A 19,215-nucleotide genomic window follows, 5' to 3' on the forward strand; every position below is an offset into this window, starting at 1 on the left:
TGTCTGCAACATGACGAAGACTTTGTTGGCCGCCGCGCTGTCGATCGCGCTTGCTCCCGCGGCCTGGGCGCAGGATGCTGCCCCGACCTCCCATGGCACGTCCGCCACCGACCTCGATGCGGTTTCGGTGATCGGCAGCGGTGAAGCGCGCCAGGTGCAGCGCATCACCCGCGAGAACCTCGACATCCTACCGCCGGGTACCAGCCTGCAGAAGACCCTGAACCTGCTGCCGGGCGTCAACGCGCAGTCGGCCGATGCGCTGGGCACCAACGAGCAGTCGATGACCCTCAGCCTGCGTGGCTTCAACTCCACCCGCCTCGGCTACACGCTGGATGGCGTGCCGCTGGGCGATGGCGCGTACAACAACTACAACGGCCTGAGCATCAACCGTGCGCTGATCAGCGAGAACATGGCCGGCGCCGAACTGGCCGTGGGTATCGGCAGCCTCGGCACGCCGTCCACCAGCAACCTCGGTGGCACCATCTCGTACACCTCCGACCGCCCGGCCCAGGAACTCGGCGGCCGCGTGGTGCAGACCTTCGGCAGCGATGCCAACCGCCGCACCTTCGTGCGCGTGGACAGCGGCGAGTACAACGGCTTCTCCGGCTACGTTTCCGGCATGAACGCGGTCTCCGATCTGTGGAACGACCAGACCGCCTACAACAAATCCACCACCAAGCAGTTCAACGCCAAGGGCGTGTGGAACTTCGACCGCGGCCAGATCACCGGTTTCGTCGATACGTCACGTACCACCCAGGCCGACTACTTCTACCTTTCCAAGGACGAGATGTCGCGCGGGCTGGGCTGGGACTGGGGCGGCTATGCGCCGGACTGGAACAAGGCCGTGGCCAAGGCCTACTGCAATACCGCCAGCTTCAACGCGAAGAAGTGCGACAGCAGCGGCCCGGACAAGGATGCCGACGGTGCGTTCACCGCCGGGCAGATCCTGCGCGATGACAACCTGTACTACCTGGCCGGCGATTTCTTCCTGGCCGATGGTTTCAGCCTGCGTGCCCTGGCCTACCACCACGACGACCGCGGCGAAGGCCACAACTGGAACAGCGGAGCGTGGTCGAACAAGGGCACCGCGCAGGAAATCCCGATCATCTTCCGCAACACGATCTATACCATCGACCGCGATGGCGGCACGCTGTCGTTCGATTGGGAACTGGGCGCGCACCGCATCGAGGGCGGCGTCTGGTACGAGCGCAACACCAGCAGCGCCGAGCGCTACCAGACCGCCGTGGACGGCCCGCGCGACCTGAGTGGCATGAACACCCTGCCCTCCGACGTCGGCGTGTTCGCCCAGCGCACGCGCTGGAAGACCCACCAGTTCTTCCTGAAGGACACCTGGCGCCTGCTCGATGATCGCCTGACACTGGAGTTCGGCGCCAAGAGCCCGCATGCCACCTCCGATGCGCAGGCCCTGCCGGGCGACGCGAAGGCGCCGATCTCGCCGACCTCCAACAACCAGTTCGCCACCGGCTCACTGAAGGCCAGCAAGAACTTCCTGCCCAGCATCGGCGCCAACTTCCGCCTGGCCGAGCATCACGAAGTGTTCGCCAGCTACGCCGAGAACATCGCCATGTTCCAGGGCGGCTTCAAGCTGGGCCCTCAGGCAGTCAGCCAGGCCACCTGGAACGCGCAGGGCAACCTGAAGCCGGAAGAATCCCGCTCGCTGGAGGCCGGCTACCGCTTCGTCACCGATACCCTGCAGGCCTCGGTCGCGGCCTACAGCGTGCGCTTCGACAACCGCCTGCTGCAGTACAACCCCTGCGACTCGCGGCAGCCGGTCGGCCCGACCTGCGGCAACCGCTTCTACAACGTGGGCGGCGTCGACAGCCGTGGTGCCGAGCTGACCGTGCTGTGGACCCCGAACGAGCACTTCAGCTGGTACACCTCGGCCTCGCTGAACCGCTCGACCTATGCGTCGAATTACGTGCAGGCCGGCGTCGAGCAGCAGATCAAGGGCAAGATCCAGACCGATACACCCAAGCAGCTGCTGGCCACCGAGATCACCTGGCGCGACAACGGCTGGTTCGCCAGCCTGCGCGGCAAGTACACCGGCGAACGCTTCTACACCTACACCAACGACCAGGGCTTCGGCGGCTTTACCGTGTTCGATCTGGCCGGTGGCTATGACTTCGGCCAGGTCGGCTTCGCCAAGGGCATGCGCGTGTCGTTCAACGTGACCAACCTGACCAACAAGCGCTATGCCAGCAACCTGGATTCGAGCGTGTTCGCCCCGAGCGACCCGGCCGGCAAACTGTACGTGTTCCATGCCTCGGCACCACGCCAGGTGTTCGGTACGATCGACCTTCGCTTCTGATTGACCGCCCGGAGTCCACCGATGCTCACGACCGCCCTGCTGCTGGCCACTCTCTCCGCCAGCGGATACTCCACTCCGCATGAGGCAACGGGCGCAGCGCCGCGTACCCTGCAGCTGGGCGGTCGCAGCTATGTGGACAAAGGCCTGGTCGCCGCCGGGCGGCTGTCGGCGGGCACGGTGGACTTCCTGGGCGACACGCTGGGATCGTTCTCGTCGCTGGCGGTGCAGCCCGGCACCTGGAAGCGCACTGCCAACGGCTACGAAGGCGTGTTGTGGACCCTGCCCGACCGCGGCCGCAACGATCCCGGGGCTGGCCTGTTCTACGACTACAACGGCCGCGTCGAGCGCATGCAGCTGCGCATCGACGTTTCCCCGGGCAAGCCCGAGCTTGGCACGCTGACGATGGCGCCTGACAAGGGCGTGGTACTGAAGGATTTCAACGGGCAGCCGTTCACCGGTGCCGACCCGGGCGACCACACGGTCACCCAGCGCCAGGTGGTGCTGCCTTCGCCGGCCAGCGGCGCCTGTGCGGGCAAGGTCTCGCTGGATGCTGAGTCACTGCAGTTCACCGCAGATGGCCACTTCTATATCGGCGACGAGTACACCGCCAACGTCTACTACTTCGATGCGCAGGGCCAGGTGCAGGGTGTGATCGTGGCACCGCCCGCGATCCGTCCGCAGCGCGACGGCAAGCCGGCGTTCGGTTCGCTGGCGCCACCGCAGACCGGCCGACGCAACAACCAGGGCGTGGAAGGCATGGGCCTGTCACCCGACGGCAGCCGCCTGTTCGTCGCCCTGCAGAGCGCGACGCTGCAGGACAGCGCGCAGGGCAACGCGGCGGGCCGCATCAACACCCGCGTGCTGGTCTACGACGTGACGGCCTCGCCAACGCCACAGCAGCCGATCGGCCATTACGTGATGGCTTTGCCTGCCTACGCGCACGACGGCAAGGGCAAGCTGGACCGAACCGCGGCGCAGAGCGAGCTGCGCGCGCTGGACGGCCATCGCTTTCTGCTGCTGGCCCGCGACGGAAACGGGCTGGGCAAGGACGGCGACGACCCGATCGTCTACAAGTCGGTGCTGCTGGTCGATGTGGCCGATGCCACCAACCTGGCCGAAAGTGCTTATGAAACCGGCACGGCCTCGGTTCGGGCCGACCCGACCGACACCGCGCTGAAGCCGGAGATCATGCCAGCACGCAGCGACGAACTGCTGAACCTGCTGGACCGCCCGCAGTTGGCCCGTGCCGGGCTGGACCTGGACACAAAGCGCGGCCCACATGCCGGACTGCTGTCAGAGAAGTGGGAAGCCATGGACGTGCTGCCGGCGCTGGACCCGCAGCACCCGAACGACGTACTGCTGCTGATCGGCAACGACAACGACTTCATCGCCCGCCACTGCCGCATGCAGGGCCAGGCCTGCGACAGCCCGTACGACAACGACAACCGCGTGCTGGTGTACCGCCTGACCCTGCCTTGAATCGTCGCCGGGCTTGGCCCGCCGCTACCGGATCAACCCGCTGTTTGTTGTAGGGCCGAGCCCATGCTCGGCTGCTTTTCCTTCAGGCATCCGTATCTCTGAAGGAACAGCCGAGCATGGGTTCGGCTCTACAAAAGCTCACCCACGCAGGGTGGCGCCGCCGTCCACATACAGGTCGCTCATCGCCACATGCCCGGCCTGTTCGGAGAGCAGGAACATCACCGAGTGCGCGATGTCCTCCGGGGTGGCCAGCTTGCGCAGCGGAATGCCGGCCTTGTAGGTTTCAAGGTTGCCGGCGATCACCCGCTCGGCACCATGCTCGTCCAGCCACATGCCGGTCTGCATCGGGGTCAGTGTTGAACCCGGGGCCACGATGTTGCAGCGGATGCCCAGCGGCGCCAGTTCCAGCCCGAGGCAGCGGGTAAACATCGTGGCGGCGGCCTTGGAGGCCGCATAGGCCGCCATGCCGTGCCTTGGTACACCGGCCGCATTCGAGCTGACGGTAACGATCGCGCCCTGCCGACGCGGTGACATCACCCGCGCCAACGCCCTTCCGACATGGAACACGCCATCGGCATTGACTGCAAACACCCGGCGCCAGTCGTCGTCGGTGGTCCCGGTGACGCCGCCCACATGCAGTACGCCGGCCACGCTGGCGGCCAGCATGATCGGCCCGATGCTGGACTCGACCTGATCCACCAAGGCGTCCACGGCGGCGCTGTCGGTTACATCGAGTGCGAGCGACTTCACCCGGGTATCGGCCACGCGCGGCGTCTCGCGATCGGTCGCCACCACCGTGCAGCCGGCCTCGGCCAACAGCCGTACCAACGCCTCGCCGATGCCGCCGGATGCACCCGTAACCAACGCCACGCGGCCGTCGAAACCGGTCAACTGCATGTTGCGATCTCCTGTTGCTCATCCCAGTGGCGCAGCCGCGCCGACAACCACGGCGCCAGCTGCGCCACCGCATCGCGGCCGGTCAGTTCGACGTGCAGGAACGGCAGTTCCAGCGCCTGCACCCTGCGCGCGTGGGTCCGCCACAACGTCGATTGCAGCTGTGGCCGCGCCTGATGATCCCGACCAGCACGGACGTGCACCAGCGTGCCGTCGAACGGTTGGTGAATATGTTCGCGGATCAGTCGATTGGTGCCGGTCACCGCGCGCACCAAGCCATCGAGCACCACATCCGGCAGGCTGCCGAGTGCACTGCCGCCACGACGCAGGAACGCCAGAATGCGTTCACGGCTGTCGAGTTCCGGATGCGCATCCGGATCGTGGCCGGCAATCGCCAGCAATGCCCGCAATGCGGCGATGGGATCGGGTTCCGGTTCGGCCCGCCAGCACTCGCTGGGATACGCGTCCAGCAGCACCAGCTCGCCGACGTCGCGACCGATTTCATGCAGGCGCACTGCCATCGCCTGGGCGAGGATGCCCCCCACCGACCAGCCCAGCAGGTGCACCGGCCCCTTTGGCTGCAATGCGACCACGCGCTGTACGTAGTCGTTGGCCATCGCCTCGATGCTGCTCGGCAGCGGCTGCCGCGCGTCCAGTGCCGGCGACTGCAGGCCGTACACCGGGCGTGCCGGCTGCAGTGCCCGGGCCAGGGTGCGGTAGTTCCAGGCAATGCCCCCGGCCGGATGCAGCACGAACAGCGGCATGGGCCCGGCGGCGTCGGTTGCGGCCAATGCGATCACCGGCCCCAGTGCATGATCGGCCAGCGCGGGAGGCTCGGCAATACGAACCGCCAGTGCGGCCACGGTGGGCTGCGCAAACAAGGCACCCAGACCCAGATCGCAGCGCCAGCGCTGCTCGATCGCCAGCAGCAGGTGCACCGCCGACAGCGAATCACCACCGAGACTGAAGAAATCTGCATCCACCGCCACCGGCGCCTCACGCCCAAGCGCCTGTGCGAACAGCAACGCCAGCTCCTGTTCCAGCGGCGTGCGCGGTGCCAATCCAGCGACGTCATGCTGTGGTGGTTTCGGCAACGCGTTGCGGTCGAGCTTGCCGTTGGCGGTCACCGGCCAGTGGTCCACGCCGACAAACGCCGAGGGCACCATATAGTCCGGCACGCGCGTGGCCAGGTGGCTGCGCAGCATTACGGCATCGGCAAGCGCGGTTGGCACATAGGCCACCAGCCGGGCATCGCCGGGCGCGTCCAGGCGCAGCAGCACTTCCACGCGCTCCACGCCAGGCAGTTCGCGCAGTGCCGCCTCGATCTCGCCCAGTTCGATGCGCAGGCCGCGCAGTTTCACCTGGTGGTCGCTGCGGCCGAGATACTCGACCGCACCATCGCGGCGCCAGCGTGCTACGTCGCCGGTGCGGTAGATGCGCTCGCCCGTCAGGAAGGGATCGGCAAGGAAGCGCTCGGTGGTCAGATCATCGCGACCGAGATAGCCACGCGCCAGCTGGACGCCACCCAGGTACAGGTCACCGGGCACGCCCACCGGCACCGGCTGCATCCGGGCGTCCAGCACGTACAGGCGGGTGTTCCAGACCGGGAACCCGATCGGCACCGGCCGCGAACGATCCTGCGCCGACGCCGGCCAGTAGCTGACATCCACCGCAGCTTCGGTCGGGCCATACAGGTTGTGCAGCTCGGCGTGCACACGCGCGTGGAAGCGGTCGCGGGACGAAGCATCCAGCGCCTCGCCACTGGTGAACACCCGTCGCAGCTGCAGCCCTTCGGAGGCCGGTGCAGCGAGGAAGGCATCCAACATCGATGGCACGAAATGCGCCGTGGTGATGCCATGCTCGCGGATCAGCCGCGCCAGTTCAGTGGGATCGCGATGCGCGTCCGGCCCGGCGACCACCAGCGTGGCCCCGCACAGCAGCGGCAGGAAGAACTCCCAGACCGAGACGTCGAAGGTGGCCGGGGTCTTCTGCAGCACGCGGTCATCGGCGCGGATGTCGTAGTGCTCGCGCATCCACAGCAGGCGGTTGACGATGGCACGGTGTTCGATGACCACGCCCTTGGGCTCGCCGGTCGAGCCGGAGGTATAGATCACGTAGGCCGCATCGTCAGGTGCCGGATCGGCCCACGGTGCGGCAAAACTCAGCGCAGTCCACTGCTCCGGCGCGAGCACCGGTACGCCGGCCACGCGCGCCGATACGTCCGCCGCAGCCAGTACGCACACCGGCTGTGCCGACGCGAAAATACGTGCCAGCCGCTCATCGGGATGGGCCAGGTCCAGCGGAAGGTAGGCCGCGCCTGCTTGTAGCACCGCGACCAGAGCGATCACCAGCTCCAGCGAGCGCGGCAATGCCACCGCCACCACGCTGCCCGGGCCGACATCCATTGCCCGCAGCTGTGCCGCCAGTGCGAAGCTGCGCGCTTCCAGCGTTGCGTAGTCCAGCGTAGTGTCGCCGAACACCAGTGCCGGCACGTGCGGGTCCCGATCCATGCCCTGCTGCAGCAGCTCGACCAGGGTCGTCTCCGGCAGCGCGTGCGCGGTGGCATTGAAACCGTGCAGCACCTGCTGCGCCTCCTCGGGCGTCGCCAGAGGTACGGCTGCGATATCGTCAGCCTGCAGTGCCGCCGACACGAAATGCAGCAACCGCGCCGCGTGCGCCTCGACATCCTCGCGACTGTACAGCGCGGGATTGGCCTCGATCTCCAGATCCAGCAGACGCTGGCCATCGCCGCGGAAGCCCAGCGTCAGGTCATCCACCGGCCCGGTGCACAGCACCTCCAGCGTCGCCTGCACGCCCGTCAGCGCCAGCGGCTTGTAGAACGGCTGCACATTTACCATGGGACCGTGCAGGCGCTGCTGCGCGCCCACCAGGCCCAGATCCCGGCGCAGTTGCTCGCCTCGGTAACGGCCGTGCTTGCGCCCTTGGCTGAGCTGCCGGCCCAGGCTGCGGGTAAAGGTTTCGACGCTGCCCTCGCCGGCGGCCACGCGCAGCGGCAACACATTCATCACCATCGCCGGTACCCGTGCCGACGCGTTGCCAAGCCGGCCCATGTAGGGCACGCCCAGCACCACTTCATCGGCCGCGCTCATCCGCCGCAGGTACTCGGCCGACAACGCGGCCAGCACGTCTGGCCAGGGCTGCAACCAACGTACCGATGCCGGCAGCAACTGCTCACGGAATGCCGCATCGAGCGGCTGCACCCAGCGCAGCGCGTCGTCACTGGCCGCGAGCGTACCGGCCAGGCCGACGCCCGCCGGTGCCCCCTGCATGTGCTCGCGCCACCACTGCCCGGCCTGCGTGCGGCGCGGGTCGGCACGATAGGCGGCATCATCGGCCAGCACGCCAGTCAGCCCCGGCAGTGGCTCACCGGTACGACCGGCATACAACGCGCACACGCGATCAGTGAACAGCGCCATGCCGTAACCATCGGTGGCCAGATGATGCACACGCAGGTACCAGACCCAGCGCTGCCCGCCCAGCTCAAGCAGCACCTGCTGACTGATCCGGTCGCGGGTGGGATCGACCGGGCTCAGCCGGTCGGCGTGCATCAGGTTGCGGGCCGCAGCGGCGGGATCCGTCTCGGTGGACACATCACGCACCGAAAGCAACGGCACGTGTGCGGGGTCATGCCACTGCAGCGGCTGGCCATCGGCCCCTTCGGCAAAGCGCAGCGCGAAGGCCTGGGCCTCGCCTGCAGCCTGGTCTGCCGCTGCGACGAACGCGGCCACGTCCAGCGGGCCATCGATCCACACCGCGTGCGCGGTATTGAATGACGGGTTGTCCGGTGCCAGCCGCTGTGCGAACCACAGTCCCGCCTGGGCCTCGGTCAATGCCACCGGCGTGGCCAGCGCGGCGGCGTTCATGCGTTCTGCGCGGCCTGCAGCGTCTGCACCACGTTCCACCACTGGCGCAGCGTGGTGTGTTCGGCCAGCTGCGAGAACTCCAGCGGCAGGCCGGTGTTGCCCCAGGCCAGGACCAGGCCGAGCATGCGCATCGAATCCAGGTCCAGGTCGATCAGGTTGTCGTCGTCACCGATCTCGGCAGGTGTGCACTCCAGCACGCGCGCCACATCGGCACGCATCCGCTCCAGATCCAGCACCTCACCCGTGGCAGCCATCACAGCACCTCCAGCAGCTGGTCGGTGGTCATCGGCACCCCGCTGGTGCGTGCGATCCAGTGCAGCGCCTGATCGTGATCGGCGCGCGAGAAGTCCGCCACCGCGTCAGCGGCGATGAAAGCCTCGATGTCACGCTGGAAGGCCTCGACCACGGTCGCGGTGCAGCCGATATGGGCGTACACGCCGGTCACCAGCAGCTGGTCGCGCCCACGTACCCGCATCAGCGTCTCCAGGTTGCTGCGCTGGAAGGCGCTGTAGCGGTGCTTCACCAGCACGTGCTCGCCTGGCTGCGGTGCCAGCGCCTCGATGATCGGCTCGTGGTCGGCGCTGCGGCGCATGCCCGGCCCCCACAGATCGGCCTGCAGGCCACGGTCACGGCGATCCTGGTCACCATGCTGGGCGGTGTAGAACACCGGAATGCCGTGCGCGCGGCAGTGCGCCAGCAGCCGTGCGATGTTGTCCACGGCCGGCCGTAGCGGTGCATTACCGGCGTCGAAGGCGGCCAGGAAGTAACGCTGCATGTCGTGCACCAACAGCGCGACACGAGCGCGCTGCGGGCGCCACGGGCCACGCGCCTGCGGCAGTTCGGCGGCAGTCGGCAAGGGATAATCGGTGATACGGGGCAGCGCCATCAGCGCGTTCCTCCTGTCTGTTGCAGATGACGCGCACGCAATTGCGCGCGCAGTTCGCGGCGGCTGATCTTGCCGACCGCAGTGGTATCGAAACTGTCGACGAACACGACCTGGTCGGGCACCTTGAACGCCGCCAAGCCGCGCCCGCGCATCCAGGCCTTCAGTGCCGGGGCCTTGAACGGCTCGCCCTGCGCGATCACGAACGCACAGCTGCGCTCGCCCAGATACTCATCGGGAATGGAGACCACGGCGGCGTCGAACACACCCGGGTGCGCCAGCAGGTGGTCCTCGATCTCCTCAGCGGAGATCTTCTCGCCAGCGCGGTTGATGTGGTCACCCGCACGGCCCTGCACCACCAGGTAGCCTCCGGGCAGCTGCTGTACGCGGTCGCCGGTGCGATAGAAGCCGTCGTCGGTAAACGAGCGCGCATTGGCCACCGCATCGTTGTGGTAGCCACGGATGGTGTACGGGCCACGGGTGAGTAGATGCCCCACCTCGCCCTCGGCCACCGGCTGGTCATGGTCATCGACCACGCGCACTTCATCATCCGGACTGATCGGTCGCCCCTGGCAGGCCACGATCAGTTCTTCCGGATCATCCAGGCGGGTGTAGTTCACCAGCCCTTCGGCCATGCCGAATACCTGCTGCAAGGTACAGCCGAGGCCGTCGATCACCCGCCGCGCGGCTTCCGGCACCAGCTTGGCGCCGCCCACCTGCAGTACCTGCAGGCTGGACAGGTCATGCCTGCTGGTGGCGGCCGCCTGCGCCCACAGCAGCGCCAGCGGCGGCACCAGCCCGCAGCAGGTCACCTGTTCGCGGGCGATCAGCGGGAAGGCCACATCCGGTCCGGGGCCGGGGCTGAGCACGACGCGGGCACCGGCGTACAGCGCGCCGAAGAAGCCGGGCGAGCTCATCGGGAAGTTGTGCGCAGCCGGCAGCGCGACCAGGTAGACGCTGTCGCGGTCTATGCCGCAGAGGTCATTGCTGGCGCGGAACGAGTAGATGTAGTCGTCGTGGGTACGCGGAATCAGCTTGGACAGCCCGGTGCTGCCTCCGGAAATCTGCAGGAACGCTACCGATTGCGGGTCCGGATCGACCGGCAGCTGGCTGCGATCGCCCTGCAGCGCCTCCAGCGCGACGAACTCCGCCGCATCGCCGTCGATCACCACATGGCGAACCGCCGGGACCTCGGCCTGCAGCGCCCGCGCCAGCCCGCGGTGATCGAAGCCGTCGTGCAGTGCCGTGGTGATGTAGGCACTGGCTTCGGCCTTGCTGGCGAAGTGCACCAGCTCGGTGATGCGGTGCGCCGGCAACGCGTACACCGGCACCAGCCCGGCACGGAACAGGCCACAGACCGTGGTGATGAAGCCTGCCGTGTTGCCCAGCTGCACCAGCACCCGCCCCCCTGGCTGCAGGCCCAGCGCCAACAGGCCGGCGCCGATCCGCCCGGCCTCGTGCCACAGCTGTGCATAGCTCAGGCGGACGTCGCCGGCGACCACCGCGATGTCATCGGCATAGCGTTCTGCACGGTCGCGCAGGAACGCCGGGAAGGTCTCGCCACGCCAGTGACCGGCCTCGCGATAGCGCGCCACCAGCGCGTCGGGCCACACCTGCTGCAGTGGCAGGCGGGAGGATTCAACGGAAGCATTCATGCGGCAGGCTCGATGGCGGGCGCGGATTCATGGACACCCAGCGCGTTCAACAGGGCAGCAAACTTCGCTGCGGTTTCAGCCACCTCGGCCTCGGGGTGCGACTCGGCGACGATGCCGGCACCGGCATACAGGCGCAGTTGCGTGCCCTGCAGGCGCGCGCAGCGGATCGCCACGTACCAGTCGCCGTCACCCTGCGCGTCCAACCAACCCACGGCGCCGGCATAGAAGCCACGCGGTACAGGTTCCAGCTCGCGGATGCGCTGCAGCGCCGCCAACCGCGGCGTACCGCAGACCGCCGGCGTGGGATGCAGCTGTGCCAACAGCTCGGCCGCCGATGTCTGCGGAAACTTCAGGGTGGCGTGGATGCGGGTGCCGAGGTGCCACATGCTGGCGGTGGCATGCAGCACCGGGCGCGGCTGTGCATCGATGTGGCTGCAGTACGGTGCCAGGCCTTCGACGATGGCTTCGACCACGTGGCGGTGCTCGTCGTGGTCCTTGGTCGAGGCCAGCAGCGCCTGCGCCGCACGCTCGTCCTCGGCGGCATCGGCACTGCGCCGCGCGGAACCCGCCAACGGATGCGACAACAGTTCGGCGCCGCGCTTGCGCAGCAGCAGCTCCGGCGTCGCACCGACCAGCCATGCCGGTGCCTGGCCCAGCTCCACCGGAAGCGGCACCGCGTAGGTCGCCACCGACGGATCCGCGCCCAGGCGTGCCAGCAGCACGTCCGGAGAAAGCGCCTGGCGGGTGCGTGCCAGCAGGCTGCGCGCCAGCACCACCTTATGCAGGTTCTGCTCGGGCGCACGCAAGGCCTGCACTGCCGCAGCGACTGCAGCGGCATAGTCCTGCGGCACAGGTTCGGCCCGCAGGGCGCCGTCCAGCGGCGGTGCGGCCTGCGGCTGCAGTGCCAGCGCCGGCAGCAGGCGCTCGGGCTGGTACAGCGCATCGTCGGCACGCGGCTCGAACGGCACCGCGCCAACCAGCAGGCCCGGGCCGCCACGCTGCTGGGCAAAGAACTCCGAAACGCGTTCTGCCAACGTCGCCAGTGCACCGGCTGGCAACGTGGCGCGGCAACCGCGGGCGTGCACGTGCTGGCCGGCATGCTGCAGCAGGAACAGCGACGCGTCGTCGGTGCTCTCCTGTGGTGCTGGCGCAGCCTCCGGCCACGCGCCCTGCATCAGGGAATCGTTCATGGGGTCTCCTTCATCCGATGCGCTGCGGCCAGCGCGCACAGCAACAGCAGCAGCGCGCCCACCAGCAGGTAAGGCAGGCTTGGCCCGCCGCGATACAACAGCGTGCCGAGCATCGGCCCGGCCACCATGCCCAGCCCTTGCGCGGCCGCCACGGTGCCTGCGGCGGCGCCCTGCTCGTGCGCCTCTACCGCATCGGCGGCCAGCGCCTGGAACGAGGGGAATACGAAGCCCATGCCGAACGCAGCCAGCGCATACGCCGCAGGCAATTGCCAGGCCTGCTGCACGCCCGCCACCGAAGTGAAGCCGATGCCGGAAATGAGAGCGCCGAGGACGATCCAGCGACGTGGATGCACCTCCAGCTTCATCACCAGCGCCTGCGCCAGGATCAGGCCGACGCCAACGGCGGTGAGTGCAATGCCGGCCATGCGCGCGCCGGTCGCCGCATCCAGACCCAGGCGATCAATTGCGAAGAAGCCGACCGTGACCTGCGCGATAGTCACCGAGACCATGGCGATGAACGCTGCCAGCTGCGGCAGGCACAGGCGCGCGTCGAGGCGGCTCATCGGCGTGCGGCGCTGTGCGGACGCGCCCACCACGGGCGGTGTAGCCGGCAGCCGCCAGGCCAGCAATGCCAGTGCCAGCAACGGCAGCAGCGCGGCCACGTACAGCGCCAGCGACAGATTCGTATAGGCCAGCCAGCCCGCGGCGGCCGGGCCGAGCACCATGCCCAGCGCGTTGGCACTGCCCAGGCGGGCGAGGAATTTTGCACGCTGTCCGGTGGGTGCCTTGTCGGCGATCAGCGCGGCTGCGGTAGGAGGCACAGCCGCGTAGAACAGGCCGATCAGGCCACGCGCACCGACCAGCACCAGCACTGACACCAGCACCGGCGGCGCTGCCTGCAGGGCGACATCGATGAACACCGCCAGCGCGATATAGACGACGGTGTAGGCGCTCATCGCCAGCATCAGCACGCGTTTGCGGCCGATGCGGTCGCTGAGCTGGCCCCAGGGGCGCGCGGCCAGCATCCACAGCACGCCTGCGGCGGTGACCGACAGGCCGGCATGCCACTCGGACAGGCCGAGCATGCGGACCACCGGGCCGATCACAGCGACGAAGGACATCATCGCCATGGTGCCGATCAGGGCAGCCAACACCAGCGCCGGCAAGCCGGGAACGACGGGACGTGCGTGCATGAAACACCAGCCGTAACAGGAAAGGATTGGCCGGGCGCGTCTGCACGCCCCGCCCGGCACCCGCCCCACTCAGGACCGGATGCCACGCTTAAATGATAACGGCTCGTATTTGCATTTGATACCCATTCTCTTGAATGGGCATGCAACAGTGGGTTCAGCGCATTGCACGCAGGCCCAGCAAGCCACGGCGCTTGAACCACCACTCCAGCGGCAGCGTCACCAACGGCGGGATGGCCGCCAGCAGGGCCAGGGCACTGGCCCACCACGGCCAGCGCAGGCGCACCGCCGCAAACAGCGTGACCGCCACGTACACCAGGAAGGCCACGCCGTGCAGGGGCCCGAACAGCTTCACCAGCGCCACGTTGGTCATGGGGCCGTACTTCATCCACATGCCGATGAGCAGGCCGGCCCAGGTCACGGCCTCGATGAAAGCGACCGCGGCGAACAGGCGTCCGGTCGAGTGCATGGGGGAACGTTGGGTCACGCGGGGCTCCGGCATCGGGGTATCAAATGCGAATGATACGCAGATGCACGCCCCATGTAGAGCCGAGCCGTGCTCGACTGCTGGAACGTGTGCACCAAGGTGGACACCTACCGGAGCATATGTGGCAGCACCTGCTCTCCAATTTCGCGCAGCACCGCGTCCATCGGTCGCCCGTTGTCGACCAGGTTGAACATCACATGCGCCACGCCCTGCACATGTACGCGCAGCAGGTAGTCGCGCAAGCCATCGCGGCCAACCTTCAGCCCCAGCGGCAGTGGCTCGGGTGGCGCCTGCGGATCGGCCTGCAGATCCAGCAGCATCGACTGCACGAACGGCTTGCCTGGCCCAGCGCCTTGCGCCTGCGCCTGTTGCCACAGGCCGATGCGCCCTTCCTGTGCGGCTTCCTCGCGGTGATAGGTAGCCCAGCCTTCGGCCTCGCGCGCGATCCACTGCAGGCTCTGCCGCGCAGTGCCCACCACCAGCATCGGAATGCGCGTGGCCGGGGCCGGCAGCACGTCGAAGCCACCGGTCGCCTGCCGCACGGCGGCCCGCTCATCGGCCTCCGGTGACAGCGCCGCGCGCAACAATGTCCAGCGCTCACGGAACGTCGCCGCCCTGCCCTCCAGATCCTCGCCGAATGCGGCGAACTCTTCCGGGCGGTCGCCCGAACCCAGGCCCAGCACGAAGCGGCCGCCACTGATCCGGTCCAGGCTCAAGGCCGACTTCGCCACCTGCAGCGGCTGGCGCAACGGCAGCACGATGGCCGCGCTGCCAACCACGATCCGCTCGGTCGCCGCAGCCAGCATGCCCAGCCACAGGAACGGATCGTCCAGCGCGCTGGCTGTCGCATCTGGCCCCTGCGGGACCATCAACGGCACATCGCGCGTCCACAACGCGGCAAAGCCCAGGTCATCGGCCAGTCGCGCGATACGTCGCGCCTCACGTGGATCGGCCAATCCATGCGACGCCACGGGCGTCATCAGGCCCAGGCTCAGACCCTGCTGCCGAAACAAGGCAGCGTACGCGGGATTGAAATCACTCATGCCGCCAGCTTAGCGTGCAGGCCTGCGGCAACGATGACGCGCCGCCCACCACTGGAAGAACACTGCATGCCGAGGATCCGCCCTGCCCACGTCGATGACCTGCCCGCGATCAGCGCGGTGTGCCTGGCTGCATTCACTGCGGCGGTCGCACCTTCGCTCAGCGCCGCCGGCATCGCCACCTTCGGCAATATCGCCGCGGCCGAAGCATTCGGTACGCGCCTGCAGGGCGACAACCACATCCTGGTGGCCGAGCAGGACGGCCGCGTCGTCGGCGTGATCGAACTGAAGGAAGGCCGGCACCTGGCGATGCTGTTCGTCGATCCCGCCTGCCAGGGCCAGGGCATCGGCCATGCTTTGTTCGTAGCCGTGCTGCCGAAGGTGCGCGAGCCGGTCCTGACCGTGCGCGCCTCACTCAATGCAGTACCAACCTACCTGCGCTACGGCTTCACGCTGGACGGTGACGTCGGCGAGTTCAATGGGCTGGTGTATCAGCAGATGGTGCGGGCAGCGGCCTGAAGGCATCCGCCGGCCAATGCCCGGCGGGCGTCATGCCCTGCCGCACGCCCGTCATAAGCAAACTGAATCAGCAGGCTCCCCGGCCGTTCCTACAATGCCCTGTCACCCTGCCCTTCGAGATGCTGCCGATGCGCGTCGCGCTTTCCGTGTTGCTGCTGGCTTCGGCGCTGAGCGCCTGCACCCCGGCCCCGGTTTCCACCGCCAACTCCGCCGAGGCGCCCGCGCCGGCCAAGGGAATCGCCTGGCGCCAGGGCGACGTCGATGATGCCTTCGCCGAGGCCGCCGACAGCGGCAAGCCGGTGCTGCTGTACTGGGGCGCCGTCTGGTGCCCGCCGTGCAACCAGCTCAAGGCGGGCCTGTTCAAGGACCCGGCCTTCATCGCGCTGACCAGCAAATTCGTTCCCGTCTACCTGGATGGCGACGAGGAAGGTGCGCAGGCCTGGGGCGAGCGCTTCGGTGTGCGCGGCTACCCGACCCTGATCGTGCTGGACCCACAGCGCAACGAAATCACCCGCGTGGCCGGCGGCAATGATGCCACCGAACTGACCCGGGCACTGACCGTCGCCGCGGGCCGCCGCAGTGCTGTTGCCGCCACCTTGGCCACCGCGTTGGCAACGCCGGACCGACTGGCCGCAGAAGACTGGCAGGTGCTGGGTGACTACGGCTGGGAAGTGGACGCCAACCGCCTGGCCGGCGAGCGCAGCAGCGAGGATGTGCTGCGCCAGTTGTCCAAGGCCGCACCCGACGCTGCCCTGCAGCGCCGCTTCGCCCTGCTGGCCTTGGCAACGGCCGAAAAGCCCGATGCCTCGCCCACCGAAGTACGCGAGCTGCTGCAGGCCGTGCTGGCGCAGCCCGCCGAAGTCCGCCGCAACCGTGAGTTGCTGGGCTATGCAGGCGTACAGCTGGTCAAGCAGGCCAGTGCCGGGCCGGCCACCAGCAACACGCTGGGACAGCAGCTGCTGGTGGCATTGGAGCGGGCAGACGCCGAGCGCGGCGACCGCGCCGACGACGCATTGTCGCGTGCGTTGACCGAAGTGTCGCTGGCCCGCCAGCAGCAGCCGAAGGGCGCATTGCCCGCGGCCCTGGTTGATCGGGTCAAGCAGCGCGTGGCTGCTGCCGACGCTGCCGCCACCGATGCGCATGCGCGCCAGGCCACGATCAGCAGCGCGGTCTACGCACTACGCCAGGTCGGTGACGACGCAGGCGCCGAGTCGCTGTTGCTGGCGGAACTGAAGCGCAGCGAACAGCCGTACTACTACATGCCCGAGCTGGCCGAACTGGCCGAGCAGCGCGGCGACACCGCCGGTGCGCTGGAGTGGTTGAAGCGTGCCTACGACGGTGCGCAGGGCCCGGCCACCCGCGTGCAGTGGGGCGTGCTGTACGTGGAGGGCCTGCTGAAGCTGGCGCCGGACGACGCACCACGCATCGAGCAGGCCACCGCCTCGCTGATCGCCGAACTGGAAGCGCAGCCTTCCGGTTACCACCAGCGTACCCGCCAGCGTTTCGAACGCCTGGCAGGACAGTTGAAGACGTGGAGCGGCAAGCACCAGGGCGCGGAGACGCTGGCGCGGCTGCAGCAGAGGATGCAGCAGGCGTGCGGCGATCAGGTAGATGGCGCGTGCAAGGATTGGTTGAGTTGAGTTGATGAAAACGCTGGCGGCTGGTTCGCATGCCGGCGCTTTTGTTGATATCGGTTGTGGCGGGGGGAGGGGCTGTCCGGGACACGCCGTAAACCCATCCCTGGGGGCTCGATGGCGCCATCCATGGCGCCAACGGTCCCAGCCAGCCCCTCCCCCCGCCACCGGACAGTTTCCTGCGAGCGCGGGCAGCACATCAGCGCGCCGGTGAGGTTCGAAAAGCGGGTTCAGTAGTGCCAGCCCATGGCTGGCAGCTCGCATTGCATGAATGCTGCCAGCCATGGGCTGGCACTACTGAAGCCGCTCTTCCTCTTGCCTTTGACTCCGTTTCCACGCCGCCGCAGGGAACTGTCCTGCAGAGGTTGACGGGGGAATCAAAGCGGCGAACGCGCGCGCATCCCAATCCCGCCCCTTGACCTCAACCAATGTTGAGGTGCGATAACAGTCTCCCCACGGCCAGCCCTCTGGCCTTCCCCACGGAGATTGCTTCGATGTCGTACTCGCTTCCCCCGCTTCCCTATGCCTATGACGCCCTCGAGCCGCACTTCGATGCGCGCACGATGGAGATCCACCACAGCAAGCACCACCAGACCTACGTCAACAACCTCAACACCGCCATCGAGCAGGCCGGCATCGCCGAGCAGCCGATCGAGGCGCTGATCGCCAACCTCGATGCCGTGCCCGAGGCGCAGCGTGGCGCGGTCCGCAACAACGGCGGTGGCCACGCCAACCACAGCCTGTTCTGGACCGTACTCAGCACCAACGGTGGTGCACCCGATGATGAACTGGCCGCCGCCATCAACCGCGATCTCGGCGGTTTCGATGCCTTCAAGGATGCGTTCACCAAGGCTGCGCAGACCCGCTTCGGCAGCGGCTGGGTGTGGCTGACCAGCGATCGCGATGGCCGCCTGCAGGTGGAAAGCAGCGCCAACCAGGACAGCCCGCTGATGGGTGCAGCCGTCGGCCTGTCCGGCAATGCCCCGATCCTCGCACTGGATGTCTGGGAACACGCCTACTACCTGCACTACCAGAACCGTCGCCCGGACTACATCGGTGCGTTCTTCAACATCATCAACTGGGCCGAGGTCGGCCGGCGCTACCGCCAGGCCAGGGCCTCATGAGCGGCGAGACACTGCCGTACGCCGGGCCGTGGGCGGGGGTTTTCCCCGCCCCGGCCCCGGTGCCGTCGGTCGAGATGCCGCCGCGGGCCCTGCGGCGGCTGCTCGGCCACTTTCCTACCGGCGTGGCCATCGTCTGCGCGCGCGATGCGCAGGGCAAACCCATCGGCCTGACCATCAATTCGTTCGTGCCGGTGTCATTGCAGCCGCCGCTGGTGCTGTGGAACCTGGCGTTGCACGCGCAGAGCCTGTCCACCTTCCAGCGCGCCACCCGCTTTGCGATCAGCGTGCTGGCAGCCGACCAGGAAGCATTGGCCCGTCGCTTTGCCGATCCACAGGTACGCAACCGCTTCGACGGCCTGGCAATGCTGGATGACGACGAGGACAGCCCACCACGCATCGCCGGTGCAGTCGCCCATCTCACCTGTACCCGCCACGCGATGTGGCCGGTGGGCGATCACCTGCTGCTGGCCGGACGCATCATCGAGGTGCACGAGAACGGCGGCGCGCCGCTGCTGTTCCATCGCGGCCGCTTCCAGCCCGGCCCCACCGAACTGCTGGTGGAGGTGCGCGGATGAACATCGAAGCCCTGGAATGCATGCTTGCGGCCGGCAAGGACGGCGCGCTGCTGCGCTTCGGCCTGGGCAAGGGCTGGCTGGATGCCGGCAACCCGGTGCGCGCGGCCACCCATCTGGGCCGTTGCGTGGTCCTTGATCCGCAGTACTCGGCCGCCTGGAAGCTGCTCGGCAAAGCCTGGCTTGCCGGTGGCCAACCGCAGGCGGCGCGCGAGGCGTGGCAGCGTGGACTGAGCGTGGCCGGCAGCAAGGGTGACCAGCAGGCACGCAAGGAAATGCAGGTGTTCCTGCGCCGCCTGGACCGCGAACAGGCGGCCCTGGCGAAGGCGGGCTGA

At 68.0% G+C, this 19,215-nt stretch carries 16 protein-coding genes; 7 read left to right on the forward strand and 9 right to left on the reverse strand.

All coding sequences use genetic code 11. The features are described from left to right. The first annotated feature begins 10 nt into the window (after window positions 1-10). Entirely contained in the window at window positions 11-2,329 is a 2,319-nt protein-coding gene (locus tag M1L61_RS13050) for a TonB-dependent receptor (protein WP_248853603.1), read from the forward strand. Window positions 2,330-2,350: 21 nt separating this feature from the next. Continuing rightward, window positions 2,351-3,808 (forward strand): esterase-like activity of phytase family protein, encoded by a 1,458-nt coding sequence (locus M1L61_RS13055; RefSeq protein ID WP_248853604.1) that lies wholly within the window; start codon window positions 2,351-2,353, stop codon window positions 3,806-3,808. Window positions 3,809-3,946: 138 nt separating this feature from the next. Here the strand turns inward: M1L61_RS13055 and M1L61_RS13060 are convergent, their stop codons facing one another. From M1L61_RS13060 to M1L61_RS13100, 9 genes are all read right to left on the reverse strand, one after another. Next, window positions 3,947-4,705, reverse strand: a complete 759-nt coding sequence (locus tag M1L61_RS13060; protein WP_010485235.1) for a 2,3-dihydro-2,3-dihydroxybenzoate dehydrogenase — start codon at window positions 4,703-4,705, stop codon at window positions 3,947-3,949. After that, the gene (locus tag M1L61_RS13065; RefSeq protein WP_248853605.1) at window positions 4,696-8,586 is read right to left on the reverse strand and encodes an enterobactin synthase subunit F; all 3,891 of its coding nucleotides are present in this window, start codon (window positions 8,584-8,586) and stop codon (window positions 4,696-4,698) included. Before M1L61_RS13065 ends, M1L61_RS13060 begins: the two co-directional genes overlap by 10 nt. Then, window positions 8,583-8,840: a phosphopantetheine-binding protein gene (locus M1L61_RS13070; protein ID WP_046986169.1), complete on the reverse strand. Its 258-nt coding sequence runs from the start codon at window positions 8,838-8,840 to the stop codon at window positions 8,583-8,585. Before M1L61_RS13070 ends, M1L61_RS13065 begins: the two co-directional genes overlap by 4 nt. After that, window positions 8,840-9,472: an isochorismatase family protein gene (locus tag M1L61_RS13075; RefSeq protein ID WP_019337843.1), complete on the reverse strand. Its 633-nt coding sequence runs from the start codon at window positions 9,470-9,472 to the stop codon at window positions 8,840-8,842. The genes M1L61_RS13070 and M1L61_RS13075 overlap by 1 nt, the downstream gene beginning before the upstream one ends. Continuing rightward, entirely contained in the window at window positions 9,472-11,124 is a 1,653-nt protein-coding gene (locus M1L61_RS13080; protein ID WP_143994015.1) for an AMP-binding protein, read from the reverse strand. Before M1L61_RS13080 ends, M1L61_RS13075 begins: the two co-directional genes overlap by 1 nt. Next, entirely contained in the window at window positions 11,121-12,314 is a 1,194-nt protein-coding gene (locus M1L61_RS13085; RefSeq protein WP_197601835.1) for an isochorismate synthase, read from the reverse strand. The genes M1L61_RS13080 and M1L61_RS13085 overlap by 4 nt, the downstream gene beginning before the upstream one ends. Beyond that, window positions 12,311-13,507 (reverse strand): MFS transporter, encoded by a 1,197-nt coding sequence (locus M1L61_RS13090; protein ID WP_159360264.1) that lies wholly within the window; start codon window positions 13,505-13,507, stop codon window positions 12,311-12,313. The genes M1L61_RS13085 and M1L61_RS13090 overlap by 4 nt, the downstream gene beginning before the upstream one ends. Before the next feature lie 154 nt (window positions 13,508-13,661). Then, window positions 13,662-13,973: a DUF3817 domain-containing protein gene (locus tag M1L61_RS13095; protein WP_057503679.1), complete on the reverse strand. Its 312-nt coding sequence runs from the start codon at window positions 13,971-13,973 to the stop codon at window positions 13,662-13,664. 125 nt (window positions 13,974-14,098) lie between these two features. Continuing rightward, a complete protein-coding gene (locus tag M1L61_RS13100; RefSeq protein WP_248853606.1) occupies window positions 14,099-15,034 on the reverse strand; it encodes a TIGR03571 family LLM class oxidoreductase in 936 nt (311 codons plus the stop codon). A 66-nt stretch (window positions 15,035-15,100) separates the two neighbouring features. On the opposite strand from M1L61_RS13100, the gene M1L61_RS13105 reads away from it, so the two are divergent. The 5 genes from M1L61_RS13105 (at window position 15,101) to M1L61_RS13125 (ending at window position 19,215) form a co-directional block, all read left to right on the forward strand. Beyond that, window positions 15,101-15,550 (forward strand): GNAT family N-acetyltransferase, encoded by a 450-nt coding sequence (locus M1L61_RS13105; RefSeq protein ID WP_248853607.1) that lies wholly within the window; start codon window positions 15,101-15,103, stop codon window positions 15,548-15,550. 119 nt (window positions 15,551-15,669) lie between these two features. Beyond that, window positions 15,670-17,190 carry a thioredoxin family protein gene (locus M1L61_RS13110; RefSeq protein ID WP_248853608.1) on the forward strand — a complete coding sequence of 507 codons (1,521 nt, stop codon included), beginning with the start codon at window positions 15,670-15,672 and terminating at the stop codon, window positions 17,188-17,190. Between the two features lie 488 nt (window positions 17,191-17,678). Continuing rightward, the gene (locus M1L61_RS13115; protein WP_248853609.1) at window positions 17,679-18,308 is read left to right on the forward strand and encodes a superoxide dismutase; all 630 of its coding nucleotides are present in this window, start codon (window positions 17,679-17,681) and stop codon (window positions 18,306-18,308) included. Continuing rightward, window positions 18,305-18,883: a flavin reductase family protein gene (locus M1L61_RS13120; RefSeq protein ID WP_053443186.1), complete on the forward strand. Its 579-nt coding sequence runs from the start codon at window positions 18,305-18,307 to the stop codon at window positions 18,881-18,883. Before M1L61_RS13115 ends, M1L61_RS13120 begins: the two co-directional genes overlap by 4 nt. Then, complete coding sequence (locus M1L61_RS13125; protein ID WP_010485209.1) at window positions 18,880-19,215, forward strand: hypothetical protein; 336 nt, start codon at window positions 18,880-18,882, stop codon at window positions 19,213-19,215. The genes M1L61_RS13120 and M1L61_RS13125 overlap by 4 nt, the downstream gene beginning before the upstream one ends.

It is taken from the genome of Stenotrophomonas sp. NY11291 (assembly GCF_023277365.1).
Taxonomy (GTDB): domain Bacteria; phylum Pseudomonadota; class Gammaproteobacteria; order Xanthomonadales; family Xanthomonadaceae; genus Stenotrophomonas; species Stenotrophomonas geniculata.